Origin of the sequence: [Mycoplasma] cavipharyngis, from assembly GCF_042984175.1 — a bacterium.
Taxonomy (GTDB): Bacteria; Bacillota_I; Bacilli_A; order Mycoplasmatales; family Mycoplasmoidaceae; genus Mycoplasma_N; species Mycoplasma_N cavipharyngis.
Genome location: NZ_CP155569.1, coordinates 427,051 through 449,485 on the forward strand (window position 1 = coordinate 427,051; position 22,435 = coordinate 449,485).

Genomic DNA, 22,435 nt, shown 5'->3' on the forward strand with positions numbered 1-22,435 from the left:
TTTTTTAAGTTAATTAATTTAAATTAACAATTAATTTTTTTATGAATCAAGAAGCTAAATTAATTAAATTTTTGTTTTTTAAACCATATTTACGTCAGACAGTTTGGGGTGGAACTAATTTAAAATCAATTTATTCAACTAATTTAGAAAATATTGGTGAAGCATGATTAATTTCTGCTTATCCTAATTGTTCAAGTATTTGTTTGAACCCTGAATTTTTCAATTGCTCTTTAGAACAAATTTATCAACAACATCAATATTTATTCGCTAATTATCAACAACCATATCCTAATTTAATAAAACTAATTGATACAGTAGATGATTTAAGCATTCAAATTCATCCAAACGATCAATATGCTCAAAAGCATTATCAATCATATGGTAAAAATGAATTTTGGTATGTTTTAGCAAATAATGGCAATCCTTTTTTAATTGACTATTGTGAAAATGATTGTCAAACAGTTTTAAATAAATTAAAAAATCATGATTTTACTAATTTATTTGCTTATGTTAATTTGATAAAAGATCAAAGTATTTATATTCCAGCAGGAACAATTCATGCTATTCCTGCTAAAACAATGGTTTTTGAAATTCAACAATCATCGGACTTAACTTTTCGGATTTATGACTATGATCGTACTTATAATCAGCAAAAACGACAATTACACCTTAAAGAAGCAATTGATTGTTTAATTCCTAAACAAAAACGAATTATTTATCAACCAAATGATACTAAATTAATTAATAACCAATATTTTTGCTTAGAAAAAATTATTGCTTCAAAAGAATATCAAAAAATTAAATTTCAAAATTTTGCTTGACTAGAAATTGTTGTCATTAGTGGTCAAGGTTATATTGATCAATATCCAATCAAAACTGGAGATGCTTTAATTATGACAAACTTATTTGAAAATAGTTTTGATTTAAAAGGTGATGCAGTAATTTTAGTTAATACAGTAAGACAATAAGAAGAATTAAAAAAAGCGAATGAGAAATCAAAAAAATTGAAATTTTATTAAAAATTCTTTATAATATATTAGTTTATTAATCTTAATTTTAATAGTTAAAACGTGTGATCCAATTTGATTTTAATTTAGCAAAGATTAACATCAATTGTAATTAGTTATTTTTTTAATAAAATACTAATTATTATTTTTCAATTAATGTTATTTAATGATCAAAATCAATATAAAACGCAAGAATTTTTAATTTTTTTATGAAAACAACAATGTTAAAAAAAGCAACAGCATTAAATCGACGTAAATGATATGTAATTGATGCTAAAGATCAAATTTTAGGTCGGTTATCAGTTCAAGTTGCTAATTTGTTACGAGGTAAAAATCGTCCTGATTTTACTCCTAATCAAGATTGTGGTGATTTTGTTATTGTTATTAATGCCAAACAAATTCGTCTTTCTGCTAACAAAGCTGATAAAGAGCGTTGATATCGTCATAGTGGTTATGTTGGCGGCTTAAAATCACGCACTGGCAGAGAAGCAATTGAAAAAAAATCAGTTGAATTAATTCGTAAATCTGTTAAGGGCATGTTACCAAAAAACAATTCACTATCATTACAACTAATGCATAAGTTATTTGTTTATGAGGATGATACTCACAAACACCAAGCACAAAATCCGGTTATTTTAGAATTATTAAATTAGTCATTAATTTTTCAATCGATCAAAATAAAATTTATTTAATATGAATCAAACTAAATATTATGGTTTAGGCCGTAGAAAATCATCAGTCGCTAAAGTTTATTTAACTTCAGGTACTGGAAAATTTAAAATTATTCAACGAACTTCTGGTGAAATTGTTACTAATAAAGATGTTAGAGAATATTTTTGAAATCCATTTTTAATTAAAGATTTAAAACAACCACTAATTGTGACAAATCAAGCAGATAAATTTGATATTGAAGCTCAAGTAAGTGGTGGGGGTTTTAGTGGACAAACTGGAGCGATTCGTTTAGGAATTGCTCGAGCATTAATTGCTTATAATTCTGAATTAAAACCAAGTTTGAAAAAAAATAATTTAACTAATCGTGATCCACGTTGTAAAGAACGTAAAAAGTTTGGAAAATATGGAGCACGTCGTTCACCTCAATTCACTAAACGTTAGTTGATTAAAGTTTTTTATTTTTTTGAAAGTATTAGGATTAAAATGGTTCAATCAGTTGATAAAAAAATAAACAATTTGTTTAGTCATCAAGCAGAATTTATTTTTAAAGATATTATTTATAAAACTTTTACAATGCATGATGACTTGTTTATTATTTTTGCTAGTTTAAATCATTACTTGAATCATTATTTAAACAAATTTCAAGATCAAGATCATGAATCTAAAGCAACTTATCTTAAGTGTTTAAATATTTTTAAGTTTAATGAATTATTTGCTAATCATCCACCTTGTGAAATTCATTCAGATCCTAAATTGTTTCAATTAAAATTAAAACAAAAATGAAAACTAAAATCTGCATGCAAAAAAGCAATTAAAGCACATAATTGAGAATTATCAAAAAATGAAAAAATGTATGATTTAATTTATAAAGAAATTCATAAGTATCTTAATATTTTTCTTAAAATGACTAAATATGTTTTAATTGAAAATGATATTAATTAAATTGTTGTTTTTTTAAATAATTACTATTTAATTGCAAAAAATAAAACAAGGTTTTAATTACATTTAAAATCTTGTTTTTTTTTATTTATATTAAGTTTGAATTAATTTATATTTAATAATTAATGATGATGATGATGATCTTGATCATTTGTTGCATGATGATGGTATTTTCGATCAATTTTTGCTAACATTAAATCAGTTGTTAGTAAATCATTAGAATTATTAAATGCATCAGTAATTTCAATGCATTTTTTTTCTTCAATAATTTGATCTTTAACAAAATGTTCAATGAAATAAAAAGTTGCAGGATCTTTTTCAGCAATTGCAACATTAGCAATTTCAACCATAATATTAGATACTTGAGCTTGATATTGACTTAAAGCAGCAATAATTTCTTGAGGATGATTAAATGGTTTTTTTAATTTGATTAATGCTAAATCATTTGTTTTTGCTCAAGAATCACGAGAATCTAAATATTGATAAAAAACTTGAGCATGTTCTAATTCTTCTTTAGCTCAATTTTGTAATAGGTGTGAAAAATTAGTCATACCTAAACGATCAGCTTCAGCAGCATATTCAAAAAATAGCATCGCTGTTGCAAATTCACGATTATACTGATCATTAACTAAATTTCAAGTTTTAGAACCACTAAAGTGCATTAAACCTTTTGGATTTTTCATATTATTTCCTATTAAAGATTAAAGATAATTTTTGTAATTATTAATTTTATCATAAAATAATTTAATCAATTTTATTGATTATTTTTTAAATGATAAATTGAAATTAAAATCAAAATTTAATCAAAATTTTTAATCCATTATTTTTATCAAAAATATTAAGCATTAATTTTGAGAAATAAAAGATTTTTTTCAAAAAATCAACTTAAAATTAAATCTGATTAATCATTTATATTTACTATCAAACATTTTTTAATAATTTAGAAGGAGAATTAAAATTAAACTTATATGGATAATATTATTTTAATTAAAGTTAGAGTTTATCATGATCGATAATATTTTAGAGTTACATAAGATAACTAAAAAATTTGGTCCTGTCATCGCTTTAGATAATGTTTCATTCAATATTCCAAGAAAAAAAATCATTTCAATTGTAGGAGAAAATGGTGCTGGCAAATCAACTCTTTTAAAAACAGTTTCTGGTGTTTATGCTCATGATTCTTATGAAGGAGCAGTAATGTTTGATCAGAAATGAACGCTTTTTAAAAATGTTAAAGATTCAGAAAAACTAGGAATTGCTATTATTCACCAAGAATTATCAATCGCTCCGAATTTATCAATTTATGAAAATGTTTTTTTAGGTAATTTAAAAAATGTTTTTGGGATTACTGATTGAAATTTCATGATTAGTAATGCTAAAAAATATTTGGATATTGTTGGTTTTCCTGAAATGAATTTAGAAATTGCAGCTGGAAAATTAAATGTTGCTCAACAACAATTAATTGAAATTGCAAAAGCATTAACTAAAAATGCTAAATTAATCATTTTTGATGAACCAACTTCTTCATTAAATGAACGAGAAAGTTTTATCTTATTAGATTTAATGAAAAAATTACGTGATGAACAAGGCATTACTTGTGTTTTTGTATCACATAAACTAAAAGAAGTCGAATATGTTTCTGATGAAATTGTTGTAATTCGTGATGGTAAATTTATTTCCCAATATGATAATGAAAAAGAATCAATTTCAGAAGCACAATTGATTAAAGATATTGTTGGGCGTGATTTAGAAAATAAATATCCTAAAAGACCAGATCGTTCTACTATTGGTAAACCAATTTTAGTTTTAGAAAATTATACTGTTAAAGAAATTTCTAGTGGTAAAACTGTTGTTCAAAATGCTTCAGTTCATTTAAATCAAGGTGAAATTTTAGGTATTAGTGGTTTAGTTGGTAGTGGTAGAAGTGAATTATTTTTATCAATGTTTGGTCATTCATATGGTGAGAGAATTAGTGGTAAAACTTTTTATAAAGGTTCATTAGTTAATTTCAAATTACCTAGTCAAGCAATTCAAGCTGGAATTATGTATGCTTCTGAAGATCGTAAAAATTTAGGATTAATTCAAAATTTTTCGATTCATCGTAATATTGGTGATGCATCAATTCATTTGTATTCGAATTTTTTTAAATTTATTTATGATAAAAAATTAATTATTAATTCTCAAAAATTAAAAGAAAAAATTCAAATTAAAACAAAAAATTTAAATAATAATGTTGATTCACTTTCTGGAGGTAATCAACAAAAAGTTTTAATTGCTAAAGCATTATCAACTAAATTTGAAGTTTTAATCATTGACGAACCAACTAAAGGGATTGATGTCGGCTCAAAATATGAAATTTATAGCATTATTTTTGAATTAGCAAAAGCAGGAAAATCAATTGTTGTTATTTCTTCTGAACTTGAAGAACTATTAGGCATTACTGATCGAATTTATGTCATGAATCAAGGAAAAGTTAAAGGGGAAATTTTAACTAAAGATGCTACTTCTGAAAAAATCATGCACATTGGAATTACTTAATATTTATGGATAAAAAAGAAAACAAATTTAAAAATTTTGATGATTCAGTCAAAACCAATAAATCATTTATTGGTGGCATTTCAAGTTTAATTGATCGCATTACGATTTTTGATAGTATGTCAACTGCGATTAAAAATTGTCATAAAAAATTGCACAGAAGTTTTGAGCCACTGATTAGTAGTGTTAATCATGTTTTTAAACCAGTAATTGATTTTAAACACCAAGTGATTGACAAATCAGTTATATATCGTATGTTTAGTAATAGTTTACGTAAATATTCGATGTTTTATGTAGCGTTTTTAATTCTTTTAATATTTTTAATCTTAACTCAAGGAGCAATTTTAAGTCCCAATAATTTCACTAATATTATTTTAGGTCAATATACTTACATTTATTTTTTAGCCTTTGGGATGCTATTAGTAATTGTTAGTGGTAATATTGATTTATCAGTGGGAAGTTTAATGGGGTTTTTTGCAACGTTAACGGGTTGAATTCTCACATTAACGGGAAATGGCTTTGTTAGTGTTATTTCAGTGATTGCTATTGGTATTCTAATCGGTTTTTTTCACGGTTTTTTAATTGGATATTTACGAATTCCTTCTTTTATTGTTACTTTAGGAGGATTATTGTTATACGCTGGGTTGCAAAAATATATTTTAAGTGAAGCAGCTGAATCATTTAATTTCACTATTCCTGCTAGTTCTTCATTTGTTCAAGCGATTAATAATTCTATTTTTGATTATCAAGTTGGTGAATCACTTTGAATTGTTGCTTTATTAATTTTTGTTGTTTTAGCAATTATTCTAGTTTTACTTTCATATCATACTCGAATCATTAATAAACGTTATAATTTATTAAACCCTCCTTTATGAATGTTTATTACTACTAATGCTTTTAAAGTAATCTTTACTTTAGTCATTGGAATTTTAATTAGTTTATCTAATTTTGGCTTAAGATGAAAAATCATTTATTTAATTGTTGGTTTAGTATTATTTATTTTCATTACTAAAAAAACAGTTTTTGGTCGTAATGTTTATTCAATTGGTGGTAATCGCAAAGCAGCTGAACTTAGTGGGATTAATGCACGTAAAACTACTTTGTATGTTTTTGTCATTATGGCTGTATTAGTTGCTTTAGCTAGTTTTCTTTATCTTGGTAGTTTCCTTTCAGTTACAGGAGAAACTGGTTTAGGAGATGAATTAAATGCAATTTCTTCAGTTTTCATTGGTGGAGCTAGTGCTTATGGTGGAATTGGAACAGTTGTTAATACTTTTTTAGGATCAATTATTTTAACAATTATTGATTCTGGATTTAATAATTTAAGTGTTCAAAACAATTTAAGATTCATTATTAAAGGAATTATTTTAATTTTAGCTGTTGCTTTAGATGTGATTTCTAGTAAAAAACGTCAAATTTAATTAAGTAAAAATAGATGATGACGTTTTATTCAAAACAATAAAAAGAAATAAATTAAAAAAGCAACAATTAATTATTTGTTGCTTTTTCTTATCAAATTAATAAATTGCAAAAAGAAAAATAAAAATGAATCAAATAAAGCATAAATATGGATCTATTGACATTGGTGGGACTAATGTTCGTTTTGCATTAATTGATAACAACCAAATCGTTTTTTTTCAAAAATTTCATGTTGATCAAAATTCACCACTAAAAACTTTAACACCAGTTTTTGATTTGATTAAAAAATATCAAGTTAATGTTTTAGGTGTAGCTTGTCCAGGACCAGCTAATTATGAGCAAGGAATTATTATTGATCCACCTAATTTACAAGGTTGACATCATTTAAATTTAAAACAATTAATTTTTGATTCAACAGGAATTGATAAAGTTGTATTTGAAAATGACGCTAATGCTGCTGCTTTAGCAGTGCATTATCATTTTAAGCAAACAGAAAAAGATACAACCCAATTTTTTACAATTTCTACTGGTTTAGGTGCTGGTTTAATTTATCGTAATCAAATTTTTGTTGGTTATAATCATTTAGCTCAAGAAATTGCTAAAGTGCCATTAGCACCTTTTGATACTGATCAAGTGTTTCATCTATCACCTCATGCTTTAGAATTGTTTGCTTCTGGTACTGGTATAGTTAATCGCGCTAAAACTTTAGGCTTAAATTTAGTTACTCCCCAAGCAATTTTTGCTAATTATGATCAAAATTTAATTGCTAAACAAATAATTGATGAAGCAATAGTAACTCTTTCACATTTGTTTGCAACATCAATGGCCTTTTTTGCTCCTAATTTAATTGTAATTGGTGGATCTATGGGAATACATAACCAATGATTTGTTAGAAAGGCGTTTGATCAAGCCAAATTATTAACATGATCAAATCAATACCAACAAGTTCGTTTAGAATTTGATAGTTTAGGAGATAATTTAGTTTTATTAGGCTTAAATCATTTAATTCATGCCAAATATAATTAAAGATTTTCAATTGTTGTTAAATTAAATCAATAGACATAAAAAACCCACTAAATAAAACAACTATTTAGTGGGTTAGTTTATTATTTTTTATTGATAAAATGGCGGAAGCTAAGAGATTCGAACTCTTGCGCAGGAATTATCCCACCTAACACCTTAGCAGGGTGCCCCCTTAACCACTTGGGTAAGCTTCCAATAAATTATTAACAGTATTATTTAATTATATCATTATTTTTAAATCTTAATTAATAATCATTAATTGATTAATTAATATATTTGTTTTCTAAAAAAAATTATATTAAAAGATAATTTAATTAATTAAAAAAATGTTATAATATAATACGTTGTTTAATATGGCGATTGTGGTGAAGTGGTTAACACTCCTGATTGTGGTTCAGGCATTCGCGGGTTCGATTCCCGTCATTCGCCCCATTTTTTAATATAAAAAATACTTCTTAAGTTTGCCTACTTGAGAAGTATTTTTTTTAATTAATTTTTATTTACTAGCTTGAACTGTAAAATTTAAAGTAGCAACAACATCTTTTGTTAAATAAATTTTAACTTGATGTGCACCAATGCCAAAAGTTTGACGATCTTTAAAAGCATATTTTGATAATTCTAACTGGTGTTTTTCTTTTAATTCTTTAATGATGTGATGGTGAGAAATACGATGGTATTCTTTATGATTAGTTTCATTATATTTCAAATAAAAAACTAATTGTAATTTATCTAATGTTTGTTTTAATAAATTTAAAGCTAATAAATCTTCATCACGTTTTGTTAAAACGTTTAATAAAATTTTATCAATTTTACTTTTATTTTTTTCTGAATAAATTAGAGCTAATTTTTTAGCAAAAAGAAAGTTTTTAGCAAAACCGTCTTTAACTTCAACAACTTGATGTTTTTTACCAACTTTAACAACATCTTCTAATAGAAAAACTTTCATAATTTTTTAATTTCTTACTTTTAAAAATAGATTTTTATAATAATTATAATAATTTGATTTAATCTTGATTTTAATAATGATTTTAAGATTAAGTAAATATCTTGTATATTATGAATTAAATTTAAGTATTTATTTTAAATGATAAATTTAATTAATAAAAATTATTTGATTTTAATTTGAAAATTAAGATCTTTTTAACTAGTTTAAATAATTAAGATTAAAATATAATTAATGACTTTAATTATTTTAAAAATAATTAATTTTTTATAACATTTATTATCTTTTATTAATCATAATAATGATTAAATTACTAATTGATTTTTATCAAAATTAATCATAATTAATTTACAAATAATAATGAATCAAATAATTGCTAAATTCAATTCTAAAAAAACTGATCAAAACCGAAATAATTTTTCATCTAAATACACAAGAGATTTTTTTCTAAAAATTCATAAATTTAAAGAAATTAATCCAGAAGAGAAGAAAATTAAGGGCTTTTTTGTTCAACGTGTTGTTATTTCATTAAATGATTTTGAAAATTTTTTACAAGGACAAGCTGCTCATTTAATTAATAAAATTATTATGGTAGCTCATGATAATAAAAGTAATAAAAATTATTTTTATTATGATTTACACCGTAAATTTTTTAGTAATGATGCTAATGTGATTGCCATTTTAAAAAAAATTAAGGCAAACTATCATAAAAAAAATTATCATAACAATTTTCAGTGCACATTATTTGGTTATGAATATAAAAGAAATTATTGTTGATCAAAAGATGAAAAATCACCTTTTTTCATTAAAAAAATCGATCTTAAATTTGATCAAAATCAATTTAATACAACACAATTTAATAATGGGCAAGAAATGAATAATTTAGATGGTTCTAATTCAGTCATTGCTAATAAAAAACAATTAGGTTTTTTAAACACGATTAATTCCACTCAAATCAATTATGATCAACACCAACAAATATGGTTAAGATCTAGATTTTGATTAATTTTATTATCATTATTATTTGGTTATTTAGGATTAGATCGTTTTTATGCAGGTTCAAAAATCTATGGTTGACTTAAATTATTAACTTTAGGTGGTTTAGGTCTTTGATGATTATTTGATTTAATGTTAGCTCTTTTTGGCAATATTAAAGATATTAATGGTTTTTTTATTGACAAATGAACGATTAGTTTCTTTAGTAAATATTAAATATTTAAGATTAATTAAATTTTTGTTATAATTGTTATCAATTCATTAAAATAAGCCGATTTAGTTTAGTGGCAAAACAAGACAATGGTAATGTCTAGAGAGCAGTTCGATTCTGCTATTCGGCACCATTTTATTAATATTAATAATAGTAAACCAGTTGGTAGCATTAGATTGCTTTCAACTGGTTTTTTTTATTTAATAAAAATTCGGTCATTAATTTTAATGTTAATAATATTAAATAAAGCAATTGGAATAATTCAATAATTGTGATAATTTTTAATTCATTGTTTTTGAATTTGATTAATGTTGGATCAAATATTAGTTACAACATTTTCAAAATTCATTTCAATTAAAACAAAAGTAAATTCTAATTCTAAGTTTTTAGTAATAAATTGAAATTGACAAATAACATTGATTTCATCGATTTTAGTAATGTCATTAATAATATCTCAATCAGCTAAATTACGCATTCTAACAATTGAACTACGAAATTTTTCATATTGGTTGACAAAAATACGATGCACTCGAAAAAGCGGTTTATTCATTTTCGCTTTTTTAATTTGCAATTGTCATAAATATTTTCTTAATGGTGTTTGATACATATTTTGCATTAAATTGAAAAAAATGATTTATTGACATAAAAAAACCCCATAATCACGAGAATATGGGGTTGGCTAATTTCAATAATAAAGGAAAACTACTGGATCCAAATAATCTTTCTTATCATCTCCAAAAACCATTTTATGTATTTATGTATTACCACAATACATTTAATATTATATTAGAATATTTGCTAATAAATTAAAAAATTTTATAAATTAATGAGAAAAATAAATATTTTTTATTAATTAAAAGTTTAAATTGCTAATTTTAATGAAATTAATTTAACCGATTCATAAAGACAGAATTGAAATTTTTTGCTAAATCAGCAATTTCACTTGGTCTTAAGTTTTTATCTTTAAAAACAATTTCAATTTGTCTTGATAAATATAATTTCAAATAATCAAATAATTGTGGTGATGATTGTAATTTATTGTTAGATGCTAATTTAGTCCCATTAGGAGCAGTACCGTTTGCTAAAATACCAATTTGATCACTAGCATACTTAATTGTTTCAATTGTAAAGCCTGCAATCGTTTTTTTAACTGATTCAATTCTTTGTGAAAAATTTAGACTATTTAATATTTCATCAAAGTTTTTTAAATCATTTTCTGAAATATCATTAAATATTGTTTCTAAACTTTTGATAACGATTCTATTATCTTTATTTGCATAAATTTGATTTAAATTAGCGATTGAAGTATTCAGTTTAGGATTATTTTTTAATAATTCCATGCGAATAGTATCGTTTGTAATAGCTTGATCTTTAAATTTATCAATCACTTCTTTTAAATTATTGAAAAATTGTTCACTTGTTAAATCTTTAATACTACTAGAATCATTTGGGTTTTTTAAAAAATCATTTACTTTTTTTTGATCTTCAGGATTTAATTGTTTAATTAATTCTGGAGTTAATTTTTTAATTAATTCAGGACTTAATTCATTCAACTTAATTAAACCATTTTTTAATTTATTAATTAAGTCTTCAGATGATCCTAGATAATCTTCTAATTTTTGAGCATCACTAAAATTAATTGTTGTTTGATTTGATTTTTTGATTTGTTTAATTGTATCAATTAGATCATTAACTGGTTTATATGATTTAACATCAAATAAATCACGTACATTTTGAAAAATGCCAGTAAACAAAGATTTAGCAGTGTCTAAATGTTGGTATAAAACAATTAAACCAATAATTCTTTCATTTGATCTTTTTAAATTAGAAAAAAGATTAACACGATTGAAAAATTCTACTGATCAAATTGAATTAATTGCTTTTAAAGCACTATTAATATTATCTTTTAAACTATTATGAGTTATTTTTTTAACTAAATTTCCTTGATTAAATTTAGCTAATGCTCTTTTTCCATCATTTGAATCAAGTCAACTTAAAAAACGTGTTTTTAATTTTTCTGGATCAAAATTAGTTAAACTACTATCACTAGTAAATGCAGTAGTTATTTGAAACATGGATGTCATTGTTCCAGTTAAAGTAAAACTAATTGGTAATAACATCATTGATTGTAAAAGCGCAGTACCTAAACGGTGAATAATTTTTCTTTTCTTTTGCTTTGTTTTGTTTGTAAGTAAAAACAAACGACGTAGAAAAAGACAATAAATAATTGTTAAAAGAATATTTAAAATGACTGCAGCAATAATATAAGTAATAACCACTAAATAATCTTTTAAAAAGAATAAAATTGGTTTTTGATACTGAACATAAGGTTTGGCAACTTTGTTTAAATAAGACTGAATTGTTGAGTTTGTATTAAAAAAATGATTCAATTGGTTTGATATTTGATTAAAGAAAATAATAAAAAACCCAAACAACAATAAATTTAAAATTCCATAATATAAAACTTTTTTTCAATTAGAAAAAAATCCTGTTACAAAACCAAAAATAGTCAGTCCAAAAAAGAAAAAAATAGTAATGATAATATAGTTCATAAAATATTGTTTATACCTTTTTTAAGCTGATTTTTTGAAATATTAATTAATTTATATTAAGAATCATAAATTAATTATGTTATTGAATAATAAAACTTTAGAAAATAAAACTATGATTGATAATAATTTGATTAATTACTATAAAACATTGTTTTCACTAATTTTCATTATCAATAAATTATTGAACTTATTGATAATCAAACCCTACTTACTTCAACTAATGATTCAACACAATTTAATAACTTTTAATATTGAACAATTTTAAATAATAGTAATTTATCTTCTTAATGATGTTGATAAACTAACTTTAGTTGTTAAACTAGTATTATTAAAAGGATTAAATCTAATTAACCCGTTTGGTTTTGATTCTTTAATGAAGAATAATGATACTGGTAATAATCCAATTATTATTGTTAATAAAGCAAAATAAGCAATTGGACTAACATCAACAACTATTGCTAAAATAACATTGACTAAAGTAAATCCTAAATAACCCATACCTCAAATAATACCAAAAAATAATCCCATTCGTTTTGGTGTTGCATTAGGTAATTCATAAGGATTATTTAAAAGTGGTCCTTGAATCCCTCAAACAACAACACCAAATAAAAATCCAAAAACTAAATATAGACTAACATGACCGTGAACATTACTAATTATTGAAAGAATGTATAATAAAACTCCAATTGCAGTCACTGTAATCATAAAAGGTTTTCTTTTAAAACTAGTTTTAGTAAAACGACCAATACTAAAAGCACCAATTAAAATTCCTCCAACAAATAAAACTGCTCATGGTCTAACCCATTGACCTGGTGTAGTTAGAGCAGTATTGCTAATTGAATCTGCAAATGGCCCTGTATAAACAGTAGTATCGCCGTTTTTTATTCCTAGCAATGAATTTATCGCTGTAACATTAGTACCTACAATCGGCATTACAGCAGCAACTAATCAAATAGTATAAACTACAATTCAAGCTCATGTGTTTTTTTCACGCATTAGTGAAAAAATAGTATCATCACGGACAACTTCTTGCTCTTCTTTTGTCTCTTCACCAGCTCTTTGAATATCAAAATTAAGCCCAAGAACAATATAAGCTAATAATGGAATTAAATTTAATAAGGAAAATGCCAAACTAAAATAAAACCAATTATCACCTGTTTGTAAAAAAGTAGTAATACTTGGACTAATAAAAATAGCTGTAGTGATAATAAATCCCATATTAAATCCAAAAGGATTAATGGAAGAAAAAATCGCTTTTTGTCGTTGATTTCTTAATGTTTTAGCCAAAACCGGTTGTAATAAAACGATTAAAGTAGTACCACCAACCGCCATAAACAAACGAAAAATAATGAATAAAGCATATCCAGCAACACCACTTCCTGATTTTGCAAGGGCAAAACCAACACCAACTGATGGAATGGCCATCACTAATAAGGTTAAAGCTAAAAGCGCAGCATATCTATGGGTTAATTTAACAATTAAATAACCAATTAAAAATGATCCTATTCCTCTACCTGCAGTAATTCCATAATTAACAGCTTGTGAAACTGTTGAATCAACTTTAGTTCCAAAAAAGGCATTAGATCATCCTATATCACCATTACCTTGAGTATAACCTGCAGAAAATCATGCTGTAATGAATAAGAAATATCCAAAAAGCAAAATTGCTCACATTAGTACCCCACGTCCAAAAGGAAGTTGAGCGACTAATTTTTCTTTAGAATAACTTTTTTCTTGAAATGAATCACTATATTTTCTTGCAAACATAAAAAGTCTCTCATAAATAATTTGTTTTCTATTTTAATGCGATTAATTCAGCCAATAAGAATTAAAAACTAATGATAAAAATATTAATTAAATATATTTTTCGCACCACCATAATTATAAATAATTAATATTAACTTAGATCAAAAAATAATTGATCAAAAATTTTCAACTATTTAAATAGTAATATATTTTTAATAACAATAATTTTTAAATAAAAAATAATTAATTATTAACTTTTTTAAAATAAATTATTATTGTTAGTAAATGAATTCACTACTAAGAAATATTTAATGTTTTGTTCTAAATCATGATGATTTTGAACTTGTGATTGATCATTTAGTAAAGAAGATAAACTAACCAATTTATGTTCTTTTTGATTATTCTTTTTAAAAAAAGTTTTTTGATTCAATGAAGTGTTTTGATTTAGACGAGTTATTGAACCAGTTAATGAAAAACTAAGAGGTAATAATAATACTGATTGTAATAAAGCAGTCAAAACGCGGTCATATCATCTTTTTTCAATTTTTTCTAATTTTTTACGTCTTAATGCTTTACGAAAGAAAATTAAATGAAGTATTATTAAAACAATATTTAAAACAACAAAAGATAAAAAGTATACTAAAACAAAATAAAACTGTTTCAAAAAAGATGAAACTTGATTAAATGACTTAATGTCAAATGCACTATCAACTAAAGATCCTTTTTTAGCATTAAAAATTAAACTCGGATTAAGCAATTCAACTAAATTAACTGAAATTAATGGTAAAAAAGCAATGAAAAAAATAAATAAAGTTAAATTAAATACTCCATAATAAACTACTTTTTTCCAACTTGAAAAATATCCTCAGATTAATCCTGCAAGTGTTAATACAACAAAAAAAATTATTGGAATGTATTTTGATCACATAACAAAACAATTGATACTTTCTTGAACAATACATTTTAATATTAATATCTTATCTTAATATTTTTAAATAATCAAACAAAATAAAACTGTGTATTACTCATTAATAGTGATAGTGAAAACTAAACTTAATTTTCAATATCTAAATAAAATATATTACATAAAATGAAAAAAATCGATTTTAAAAACCAACTATTAAAACGTTCTTCTATTATACCAAATTAAGTTTGAATTAAGAAATTTATAGTTAAAACATTAGTTTTATAAAAAAAACATCTTTATGACTATACTATTAAAAATAATAAAACTAACCCCTTTTAAATCAATTTTGATTAAATTAGGAGTTAGTTTTTAGTTTTATTTTAGAATTTTGTTTTTAAATTTATTTTTGAGCGTTAATATAAGCGATTTCAATTCGATTATTTTGTTTTCTAATTCCATTAATGAAATTTTGATAACTTTCTAATTTAGCACTACTTTTTAAGAAAAGATTGATTGTTGATGGAATTGCTAAACGTAAATCATTAGCAGTTTGATTAGCAGGATCTAAATATGGCACATAAGTTGTGTTATTTTGACTAGCTGATTTAAATAATTGATATGCTGTTTTTGCAGCGGGACTATTTAAAATTAGTTCTTTATCTTTATTAGATGGATTACTATTTTCTGTTTTATTATTAAAAAATGATTTAGCAGAAGGAACATATGATGATTTTAGAGCATAGTCTTCAGCATAAGAAACACTAGTTTTTTGATTAGTGTTATATAAATATTCTGTATTATTTGTAAAAAGTCATTTAATAAATAATCTAGTAGCACGGTTTGCTACTTTATTGTTATTTAAATTAATCCCAATAATATGACCACCTTGTAAAACATATGAATTTTGAGTTGTTGTACTTTCTGAATTTTTTAATGGTTGACTTAAAGTTAAAACATCTTTATCAGTTAATTGTTTGTCTTTATTAGGAACTTTTTGTTTATAACGAGCATTTGAACCCATAGAAATAGCGATTTCTAAATTAGCAAACCGAGTATTAATGTTGTCATCTTTATTAACAACATAACCATATCCACCATTTTTTGCTACTTCATATAATTTATTATAAGCATTTTGAAAAGCTATGCTTTGTTCAGTGCCATTTTTAAAAAAGGTATATTTAAAATCTTCATTAGCTTTAGCATGATCAGAACGATTTCATAAATATTTTTTATAATCATGATTTAATTGATTAAAAGAATAATTATATAAAAATGATACAGGTGCATCAAATTGAAGCATTCTTGCACGATCTTTTAATTGTGTTTCTGTGTTACTAGCAGTTGAAGTTGCACTACTAGAATTTTTAGCAAGTGAATAAGGAAATGAAGCAGCTAATTTTGCAGCTAAATCAACTAATCCATCTCAATTTTCAAAAACTGATTTTTTTAAAACGTAATTATCAAATTTTTTCTCGTTATTCTTTTTATATTCACCATAAATTTTTTGTACTTTATCTTCTAAACTAGAATTTGTATATGTTGTTGTACTAGTTGTTGATTTTGTATCACTACTTGTAGTCGATTTTTTCTCAATACCAAATTCTTTTTTAAATCATTCAGTAGAAGTACTGTCAATAGTAACACTAGTTTCTTTCTCAAGCACTTTATTTAACAAATATTTTAAGACTGGTTTGTTTAAATAAAGAATTTCTGAACTTAAACCAATTGGTAAAAGATAAAGCCCTTTATCTTGACTATCAATCCCATAAATGTTTTGATTAACTTTTAAAAATTGATCTGAAACTAAATTAGTATCAAATTTATCTGATGCTAATGTTACAGTTTTATTATTAACTTTAATAGTATTATTATCTTTATTATAAGTATCTTGACTTAAATCTAGTTGGCCTGAAACTGATGCTAATCCTGAAACTACTGGAGGATAATTTAAGGTCAAATTCGGTACATTACTTCAGTTTCTGATTGTGATATTTCTAATAATATTAGTTGCAACATTGTTATAACCATCACCTTGAGAATTGATTTTAACTGGTAAATATCCTTGTTCTTGTTTGGCAGCAGTCTTAATTTCATTATTGAATTTTTCAGCAATTTTTTGAAGGTTTTGAAAACGTCGATCACTTGAAGTTCATGGTAAACCAATAAGAACTTCTTTAGTATTAACAGAACTACCTGAAGAACATGCAGCAAGTAATAAACTAGCAGAAACAGTTGGAATTAAACTAGCAAATAACAATTTTCGAATTGAAATTTTCATTTTTATATTGATAAAGTTGAATATCTTCTTTTCTTTTTTTAGTTAAATTGATTATTAAAAAAATAGTTTTTAGAATAAAAAAAACAACACAATCTAATAACTAGATCGTGTTGTATAAAAATAAAATGAGTATTTTAACTTGCTGCAGAAATAAACTTAGCAGCCGAAAATTTACTGATTTAAGAATTTTAATCATATTGACTTCAATTTTAAATTCAATTTAAACTGTTTAGTATCATATCAAAAAAAGTTTCAAATTAATAAATGATTTTATTTTTTCGATTAAAAAATTGTTAATAAAATATTATTAATTTAAGAATAATATTTAATTTATTATTAATAATTGATTATTTTTCATTTTGATTAATGATTTTTTGATTAAAATTAATAAAGATCAAAACTAGAAAATATTTAAGATATGAGAGATTTTGCAAATATTTATGAATTTAGGAAAACAATTATTAGATGATAATAATTTAAAAATCAAAATTAAAACAGAACAAGATATTTGAAATTATGATCTTTTTTCTTAAAAAAATTTCAAAACAACAAAAGATTTTGGGTTTTTAGTTTCTTACCTTTTATTAATTGTCTTTTTTTCTGCATTGATTTTCGCTTTTGTTTGTATAAAACTCTTTTAAATCGAATTTTTGCAGTTGATGTTTTATTTAAAAAAATTCTTCTAGTTTTGATTTTTTACTATTTTTTTATTCTTTCATTTTTTCTTTTATCTATTTATTTCTTATTTTTTTTTGTTAATAAAAATCAATTATTAACAATTAGAAATTTTGAACTATCTTTTTATCTCTATTGTGGAATTTATTTGTTTATTAGTTCATTAGTTTTTGGCATTATTATTTTCAAATTTAAAAATAATGTTATTGAAGATTATAAAAAATTTTCATTAAAAAAACTTGGTGTTGATTTTAATAAATATTTAATAACTAATAATCATAGACAATTAGAATCAATTTGAGAAAAAGTTAATCATAGTAGTTTCTTATCTTTTTTTTGTAAAAAAATATTTTTTTTCTCATGAATTGATATTCAATTTCAAGAACTTAAAGATTTAGTTGAAGTTGATAGCAATTTATCTAAAAAATTTGCTTCATTAATAGAAACAAGATGAAATATCAATCCTAAGAGCATTGAAGAACATAAAGATTATTTTGTACTTCATATATTTGCATTAAGATTAGTGAACTTTTTATGAATTTTTTGTTCATCATATTCAGTTTATTTTATTAATAAATATAATGATATTAATAAAAATTCGATTAAGTTACATCAAGCAATATTTGTGTTACATTGAATTATTTCTTGAACAGCAACAATTTTATTAATGATCTTTTTTTATTGATCATTTATTTATTATCCAAGCGAACGAATCAATCACTATGCTATTTTAGTGGTAGTTATTTTTTTAGGCTTTAACGCATTAAGAAATATTTTATTAAGCCTGTTTTATCATTTATTTTTAAAAATCAAAAAGAAAAATAACTAATTCTTATTTTGTATTCAAAAATGTTTTTAATGAATAGAAAATAGAATGAATTTGTAACATATATGAAATCACAAGAACAGTTATTGCTAAATCATGATAGTAAAAATGATAATTTAGTAATCAAAATTAATACTGAAACAGATCTTTGAAATTATGATCTTTTTTTCTTAAAAAAATTTCAAAATAATCAAACTTTTTGAGTATTTGCTTTTTTACCATTTATTAATTTTGTTTTTTTCTGTTTTGATTATCGTTTTTATTTACATAAAACCCTTTTAAATCGCAATTTTGCTATTAATATTTTTTATAAACAACTTTATTTGATTGGTTTTTTTTATTTTCTTTCAATTGTTGGATTTATTTTATCTTTATGAGGTTATTTTTATTACTATTTTAGTGATCAAAATCAATTACCACCATCTTTATCTAAAGAAACGCTTTTTTATTTAATTTGTAGTTTAAACTTATTTTTAAATTGTTTTGGATTTGGTATTACTATTTTTTGGTTTAAAAAAAATATTATTAAAAAATATCAAAAATTTACTTTTGATCAAATGAAAATTGATTTTAGACATTATTCATTAGTTAGTAATAATCAACAATTAGCAATTCTTTGAGCAAAAACTAATCAAGCACCTTTTCTATCTTTTATTTCTAAAAAATTAATTCGATTTTCATGATTGGATTTAAAATTTGAAAAATTTTTATCTTTTATTAATGTTAATCCTGAATTAGTTGAAAAATTTGTTTCAAAACGTGAAACAAAAACGAATTGATATAAACAACAATATTTATTCACTGAACAAAATGATACACTTAGAACTCGTAGATTAAGTATTTTTTGAATTTTTTGTTCATCATATGCAATTTATTTTATTAATAAATATTATGAATTAAATAAAAATTCGATTCGTTTAAATTTAATAATACTTATTATTCATTGAATTATTTCTTGAACAATTATCATTTTATTTATTTACTTTTTATATCAAAATTTAAATCTTCTTATCATTGCTAGAAATAGTGTAAAAAGTGATTCTTTAGAATTAGACTTCAGATTTAAATTAGTATTAATAATAGTAATTGTTTATTTTGCTCTTGGTCTTCTAAGACATTTATTTTATGTTTTGCTTTATCAATCAGTTTTAAAATTAAAAAAAGATCGATCAAAAAATAATGATTGATATTTTTAATTTTTGATTGAATTATTTAATTAAAATTGTTTATAATATACATTCACCTTATAATTTTTATAATTTAAATTAAGAATTTTAATAAAATGAAAAAAAATAAAAAATTTATTAATTTTGCAGTTTTATTTGTTGCTTGTTCTACTTCTTTTAGTGCGTTAACTGTTTTACCTAATAAAAACACATCTAATATTGTTAGTGTTAATTCAGAAACTTCACATTTTAATTTATCTAAATTAGAAAATCATTCTTTTAAAATAGATCAATCACAAAGAAAAGAATTTCGTGAAAAGTTTAATTCTCAAATTTTTGGTTCTTTAAATCAAAAAATAATAAAAAGAGAAACTTCTGAAATTAGATTAGATGATTTTAAAAAAAATTCAGTAATATTTGAAAATAATCAAGATAATAAAAAAATAGTTGAACCTAACAAATTAGTTACTAAAGAAGCATCAAAATATTTTGATAAAATTTTGGATAATAAATTTAACTATAATGATTTATTTAAAATTGCTGAAAAAAATGGTTATTCAAAATCAAAACTTCAAAGTGAAATTGATAAAACAATTTCACTAAATAATTCATCAAATAAAATAAGCTTGCTAAAAAACATTAATCCAATCAATCAAAAAAATTGACTCACTCTAGTTCGCGAATAATTGATGTTAGAGTTAAATCAATGTTGCAAAACATAAGAAAAGCAGGGATAGATTCAGCATATTTTGCAGTTGCTTCTGCTGCAGTTGCTGCTGGTTATTGAGTTGCTTCTTGATTTTTTGGATTAACTATCCCCAGTGCTACTGCTGCTACTGCTCAAGTAGTTACTTTTGGAGTTGAAGGCTTAGTATACGGAGCTTTTTATGAAATTTGAAAAAATGATAAAAATTATTTATTACTTTATGATAGAATCGGAGATTTTCAAATTGTAGAAACTTTGTATAAATTTTACAAACTAAAAGATGATTTAAAAAATATTAAAAATACTTATTTTAATTTTATAAGAAGTTTTAAAACTGCAGTATTTGCTCTTAAAACAACAACTAATTTAATTAAGTTAGGAATATATTCAACAGCTTGAGCAGCACCAGTAGGTTTAGCATTTTTAGTTTTAGCAGATTTAATAATACAAGTTACTAGTTTAGTTTTATCTTTAAATTTATATAAGAATTTTTTAGTTAATATTAATCAAAAAATATTTATCATATATGAAAGCAACATTAGATAGTAATAGTAATAATAATGATTTGTTAATCAAAATTAATACTGAAACAGATCTTTGAAATTATGATCTTTTTTTCTTAAAAAAGTTTCAAAATAATAAAACATTTTGAGTATTTGCGTTTTTACCCTTTTTCAATTTTATTTTTTTCTGTTTAGAATATCGGTTTTATTTGTATCAAACCCTTTTAAACCGTAATTTTGCTGTTAGCATTTTTTAATAATCGAGTTTGATTAATTGGTTTGTTTTATGTGATATCTCTGATTTGCTCTTTTGCTTTAGTTCAATTATATTTCCCTTTTTATTTTACTGAAATTAATAAATTGCCATCCAATTTATCAAAAGAAGCCCTTTTTTATCTTATTTGTAGTTTTTGTATGTTGTTTAGTTCATTAGTTTTTGGTATGATTATTTTTAAATTTAAGAGTAATATTATTAATTGATACAAAAAATTTTCATTAAAAAAAATTGGCATTGATTTTAATCAATATCAAATAGTTGATAATAATCAACAATTAATTACTCTTTGAGAAAAAACTAATCAAAAACCATTTTTATCATTTTTTTGAGAGAAAATAATTGGATTTTCATGATTGGATTTAAAATTTGAACAATTTTTAGCACTAATTAAAGTTGATCCTAGTTTATCTTCTAAATTTATTTCTAAACGTGAAGTGAGAATGAGTCGTTTTCATCAACAAAATGAAGGTGTTGTCGGTCTTTTTTCAATTAGTAGTAGAATTAGTAGTTTTCTTTGAATTTTTTGTTCATCCTATTCACTATATTTTGCTAATAAATATAGTGAACTTAATAAAAATTCACTAAAAATTCATCAAATAGTATTAGTAATTCATTGAATTATTTCTTTGCTAACAACAATTTTATTTATTGTCTTTTTTTATCAAGCATTAAATAATGTTTATACACCAATTATTAAAGAAGCTCAAAGTAGTCAATTAGGTGATTTTACTTTAATTTCAAATATTTTTCAACATTTATATATTACTTTTTTTATAGGTTTAGCAATTTTTTTAGCTATTGGTGCACTAAGAAATATTTTGCTTATTTCAATTTATCATGTTCTTTTAAAACAAAAATCGAACTTGAGAAAATAAAGTTAACTAAAAAACAAACTTTTTTAATAAGTTTGATTATTAATTTAAATTTTTTTCATTTTTATGTTAATATATATGTGTTAGTTTTCTTGATAATACTAGTTTGAAGAAAATTAACAGGCAATAACAAGAAATGTTAGCATACCGAGATAAGAGTTTATCTCGTACAAAAAGGGCTA

At 23.2% G+C, this 22,435-nt stretch carries 21 protein-coding genes and 3 tRNA genes; 16 read left to right on the top strand and 8 right to left on the bottom strand.

Annotated features, from left to right (window positions below):
• Positions 1-41: 41 nt before the first annotated feature.
• The 4 genes from MCAV_RS01750 (at position 42) to MCAV_RS01765 (ending at position 2,621) form a co-directional block, all read left to right on the top strand.
• Entirely contained in the window at positions 42-968 is a 927-nt protein-coding gene (locus MCAV_RS01750) for a type I phosphomannose isomerase catalytic subunit (RefSeq protein WP_391592171.1), read from the top strand.
• A gap of 248 nt (positions 969-1,216) precedes the next feature.
• Positions 1,217-1,660: a 50S ribosomal protein L13 gene (gene rplM, locus MCAV_RS01755; RefSeq protein ID WP_391592172.1), complete on the top strand. Its 444-nt coding sequence runs from the start codon at positions 1,217-1,219 to the stop codon at positions 1,658-1,660.
• Between the two features lie 40 nt (positions 1,661-1,700).
• Positions 1,701-2,120: a 30S ribosomal protein S9 gene (gene rpsI, locus MCAV_RS01760; RefSeq protein ID WP_391592173.1), complete on the top strand. Its 420-nt coding sequence runs from the start codon at positions 1,701-1,703 to the stop codon at positions 2,118-2,120.
• Positions 2,121-2,162: 42 nt separating this feature from the next.
• A complete protein-coding gene (locus tag MCAV_RS01765; RefSeq protein ID WP_391592174.1) occupies positions 2,163-2,621 on the top strand; it encodes a hypothetical protein in 459 nt (152 codons plus the stop codon).
• A gap of 119 nt (positions 2,622-2,740) precedes the next feature.
• On the opposite strand, the gene MCAV_RS01770 is transcribed toward MCAV_RS01765, so the two are convergent.
• Complete coding sequence (locus MCAV_RS01770) at positions 2,741-3,301, bottom strand: ferritin-like domain-containing protein (protein ID WP_391592175.1); 561 nt, start codon at positions 3,299-3,301, stop codon at positions 2,741-2,743.
• Positions 3,302-3,623: 322 nt separating this feature from the next.
• Between MCAV_RS01770 and MCAV_RS01775 the strand changes: the two genes are divergently transcribed.
• The 3 genes from MCAV_RS01775 to MCAV_RS01785 all read left to right on the top strand — a co-directional run bounded on the left by MCAV_RS01775 (position 3,624) and on the right by MCAV_RS01785 (position 7,598).
• Entirely contained in the window at positions 3,624-5,156 is a 1,533-nt protein-coding gene (locus MCAV_RS01775; protein ID WP_391592176.1) for a sugar ABC transporter ATP-binding protein, read from the top strand.
• A 5-nt stretch (positions 5,157-5,161) separates the two neighbouring features.
• Positions 5,162-6,574 carry a sugar ABC transporter permease gene (locus MCAV_RS01780; RefSeq protein WP_391592177.1) on the top strand — a complete coding sequence of 471 codons (1,413 nt, stop codon included), beginning with the start codon at positions 5,162-5,164 and terminating at the stop codon, positions 6,572-6,574.
• A 124-nt stretch (positions 6,575-6,698) separates the two neighbouring features.
• Complete coding sequence (locus MCAV_RS01785; protein WP_391592178.1) at positions 6,699-7,598, top strand: ROK family protein; 900 nt, start codon at positions 6,699-6,701, stop codon at positions 7,596-7,598.
• 99 nt (positions 7,599-7,697) lie between these two features.
• On the opposite strand, the gene MCAV_RS01790 is transcribed toward MCAV_RS01785, so the two are convergent.
• Positions 7,698-7,789 (bottom strand) — tRNA-Ser (locus tag MCAV_RS01790).
• Positions 7,790-7,951: 162 nt separating this feature from the next.
• On the opposite strand from MCAV_RS01790, the gene MCAV_RS01795 reads away from it, so the two are divergent.
• Positions 7,952-8,027: transfer RNA gene (locus tag MCAV_RS01795), tRNA-His, on the top strand.
• A gap of 64 nt (positions 8,028-8,091) precedes the next feature.
• Here MCAV_RS01795 and rplI read toward each other — a convergent pair.
• Entirely contained in the window at positions 8,092-8,541 is a 450-nt protein-coding gene (rplI, locus tag MCAV_RS01800; protein ID WP_391592179.1) for a 50S ribosomal protein L9, read from the bottom strand.
• Positions 8,542-8,898: 357 nt separating this feature from the next.
• On the opposite strand from rplI, the gene MCAV_RS01805 reads away from it, so the two are divergent.
• Both MCAV_RS01805 and MCAV_RS01810 read left to right on the top strand, forming a co-directional pair.
• Positions 8,899-9,750 carry an NINE protein gene (locus tag MCAV_RS01805; protein WP_391592180.1) on the top strand — a complete coding sequence of 284 codons (852 nt, stop codon included), beginning with the start codon at positions 8,899-8,901 and terminating at the stop codon, positions 9,748-9,750.
• A gap of 54 nt (positions 9,751-9,804) precedes the next feature.
• Positions 9,805-9,878, top strand: a tRNA-Thr gene (locus tag MCAV_RS01810).
• A gap of 63 nt (positions 9,879-9,941) precedes the next feature.
• On the opposite strand, the gene MCAV_RS01815 is transcribed toward MCAV_RS01810, so the two are convergent.
• The 5 genes from MCAV_RS01815 to MCAV_RS01835 form a co-directional block, all read right to left on the bottom strand.
• Positions 9,942-10,361 carry a hypothetical protein gene (locus MCAV_RS01815; RefSeq protein ID WP_391592181.1) on the bottom strand — a complete coding sequence of 140 codons (420 nt, stop codon included), beginning with the start codon at positions 10,359-10,361 and terminating at the stop codon, positions 9,942-9,944.
• A gap of 268 nt (positions 10,362-10,629) precedes the next feature.
• Positions 10,630-12,297 carry a hypothetical protein gene (locus tag MCAV_RS01820; protein WP_391592182.1) on the bottom strand — a complete coding sequence of 556 codons (1,668 nt, stop codon included), beginning with the start codon at positions 12,295-12,297 and terminating at the stop codon, positions 10,630-10,632.
• Positions 12,298-12,573: 276 nt separating this feature from the next.
• The gene (locus MCAV_RS01825; protein WP_391592183.1) at positions 12,574-14,064 is read right to left on the bottom strand and encodes a hypothetical protein; all 1,491 of its coding nucleotides are present in this window, start codon (positions 14,062-14,064) and stop codon (positions 12,574-12,576) included.
• A 238-nt stretch (positions 14,065-14,302) separates the two neighbouring features.
• On the bottom strand, positions 14,303-14,971 hold the full coding sequence (locus MCAV_RS01830) for a hypothetical protein (RefSeq protein ID WP_391592184.1): 669 nt from the start codon (positions 14,969-14,971) through the stop codon (positions 14,303-14,305).
• A gap of 379 nt (positions 14,972-15,350) precedes the next feature.
• Entirely contained in the window at positions 15,351-17,228 is a 1,878-nt protein-coding gene (locus tag MCAV_RS01835; protein ID WP_391592185.1) for a P68 family surface lipoprotein, read from the bottom strand.
• Positions 17,229-18,051: 823 nt separating this feature from the next.
• On the opposite strand from MCAV_RS01835, the gene MCAV_RS01840 reads away from it, so the two are divergent.
• The 6 genes from MCAV_RS01840 to MCAV_RS01865 all read left to right on the top strand — a co-directional run bounded on the left by MCAV_RS01840 (position 18,052) and on the right by MCAV_RS01865 (position 22,256).
• A complete protein-coding gene (locus MCAV_RS01840; protein ID WP_391592186.1) occupies positions 18,052-18,732 on the top strand; it encodes a hypothetical protein in 681 nt (226 codons plus the stop codon).
• Between the two features lie 62 nt (positions 18,733-18,794).
• The gene (locus MCAV_RS01845; RefSeq protein ID WP_391592187.1) at positions 18,795-19,925 is read left to right on the top strand and encodes a hypothetical protein; all 1,131 of its coding nucleotides are present in this window, start codon (positions 18,795-18,797) and stop codon (positions 19,923-19,925) included.
• A gap of 86 nt (positions 19,926-20,011) precedes the next feature.
• Positions 20,012-20,581 carry a hypothetical protein gene (locus tag MCAV_RS01850; protein ID WP_391592188.1) on the top strand — a complete coding sequence of 190 codons (570 nt, stop codon included), beginning with the start codon at positions 20,012-20,014 and terminating at the stop codon, positions 20,579-20,581.
• Positions 20,582-20,601: 20 nt separating this feature from the next.
• On the top strand, positions 20,602-21,147 hold the full coding sequence (locus MCAV_RS01855) for a hypothetical protein (protein WP_391592189.1): 546 nt from the start codon (positions 20,602-20,604) through the stop codon (positions 21,145-21,147).
• Positions 21,128-21,361 (top strand): hypothetical protein, encoded by a 234-nt coding sequence (locus MCAV_RS01860; RefSeq protein ID WP_391592190.1) that lies wholly within the window; start codon positions 21,128-21,130, stop codon positions 21,359-21,361. The genes MCAV_RS01855 and MCAV_RS01860 overlap by 20 nt, the downstream gene beginning before the upstream one ends.
• Before the next feature lie 157 nt (positions 21,362-21,518).
• Positions 21,519-22,256, top strand: coding sequence for a hypothetical protein (locus MCAV_RS01865; protein WP_391592191.1), 738 nt, complete (start codon positions 21,519-21,521; stop codon positions 22,254-22,256).
• Positions 22,257-22,435 lie beyond the last annotated feature (179 nt).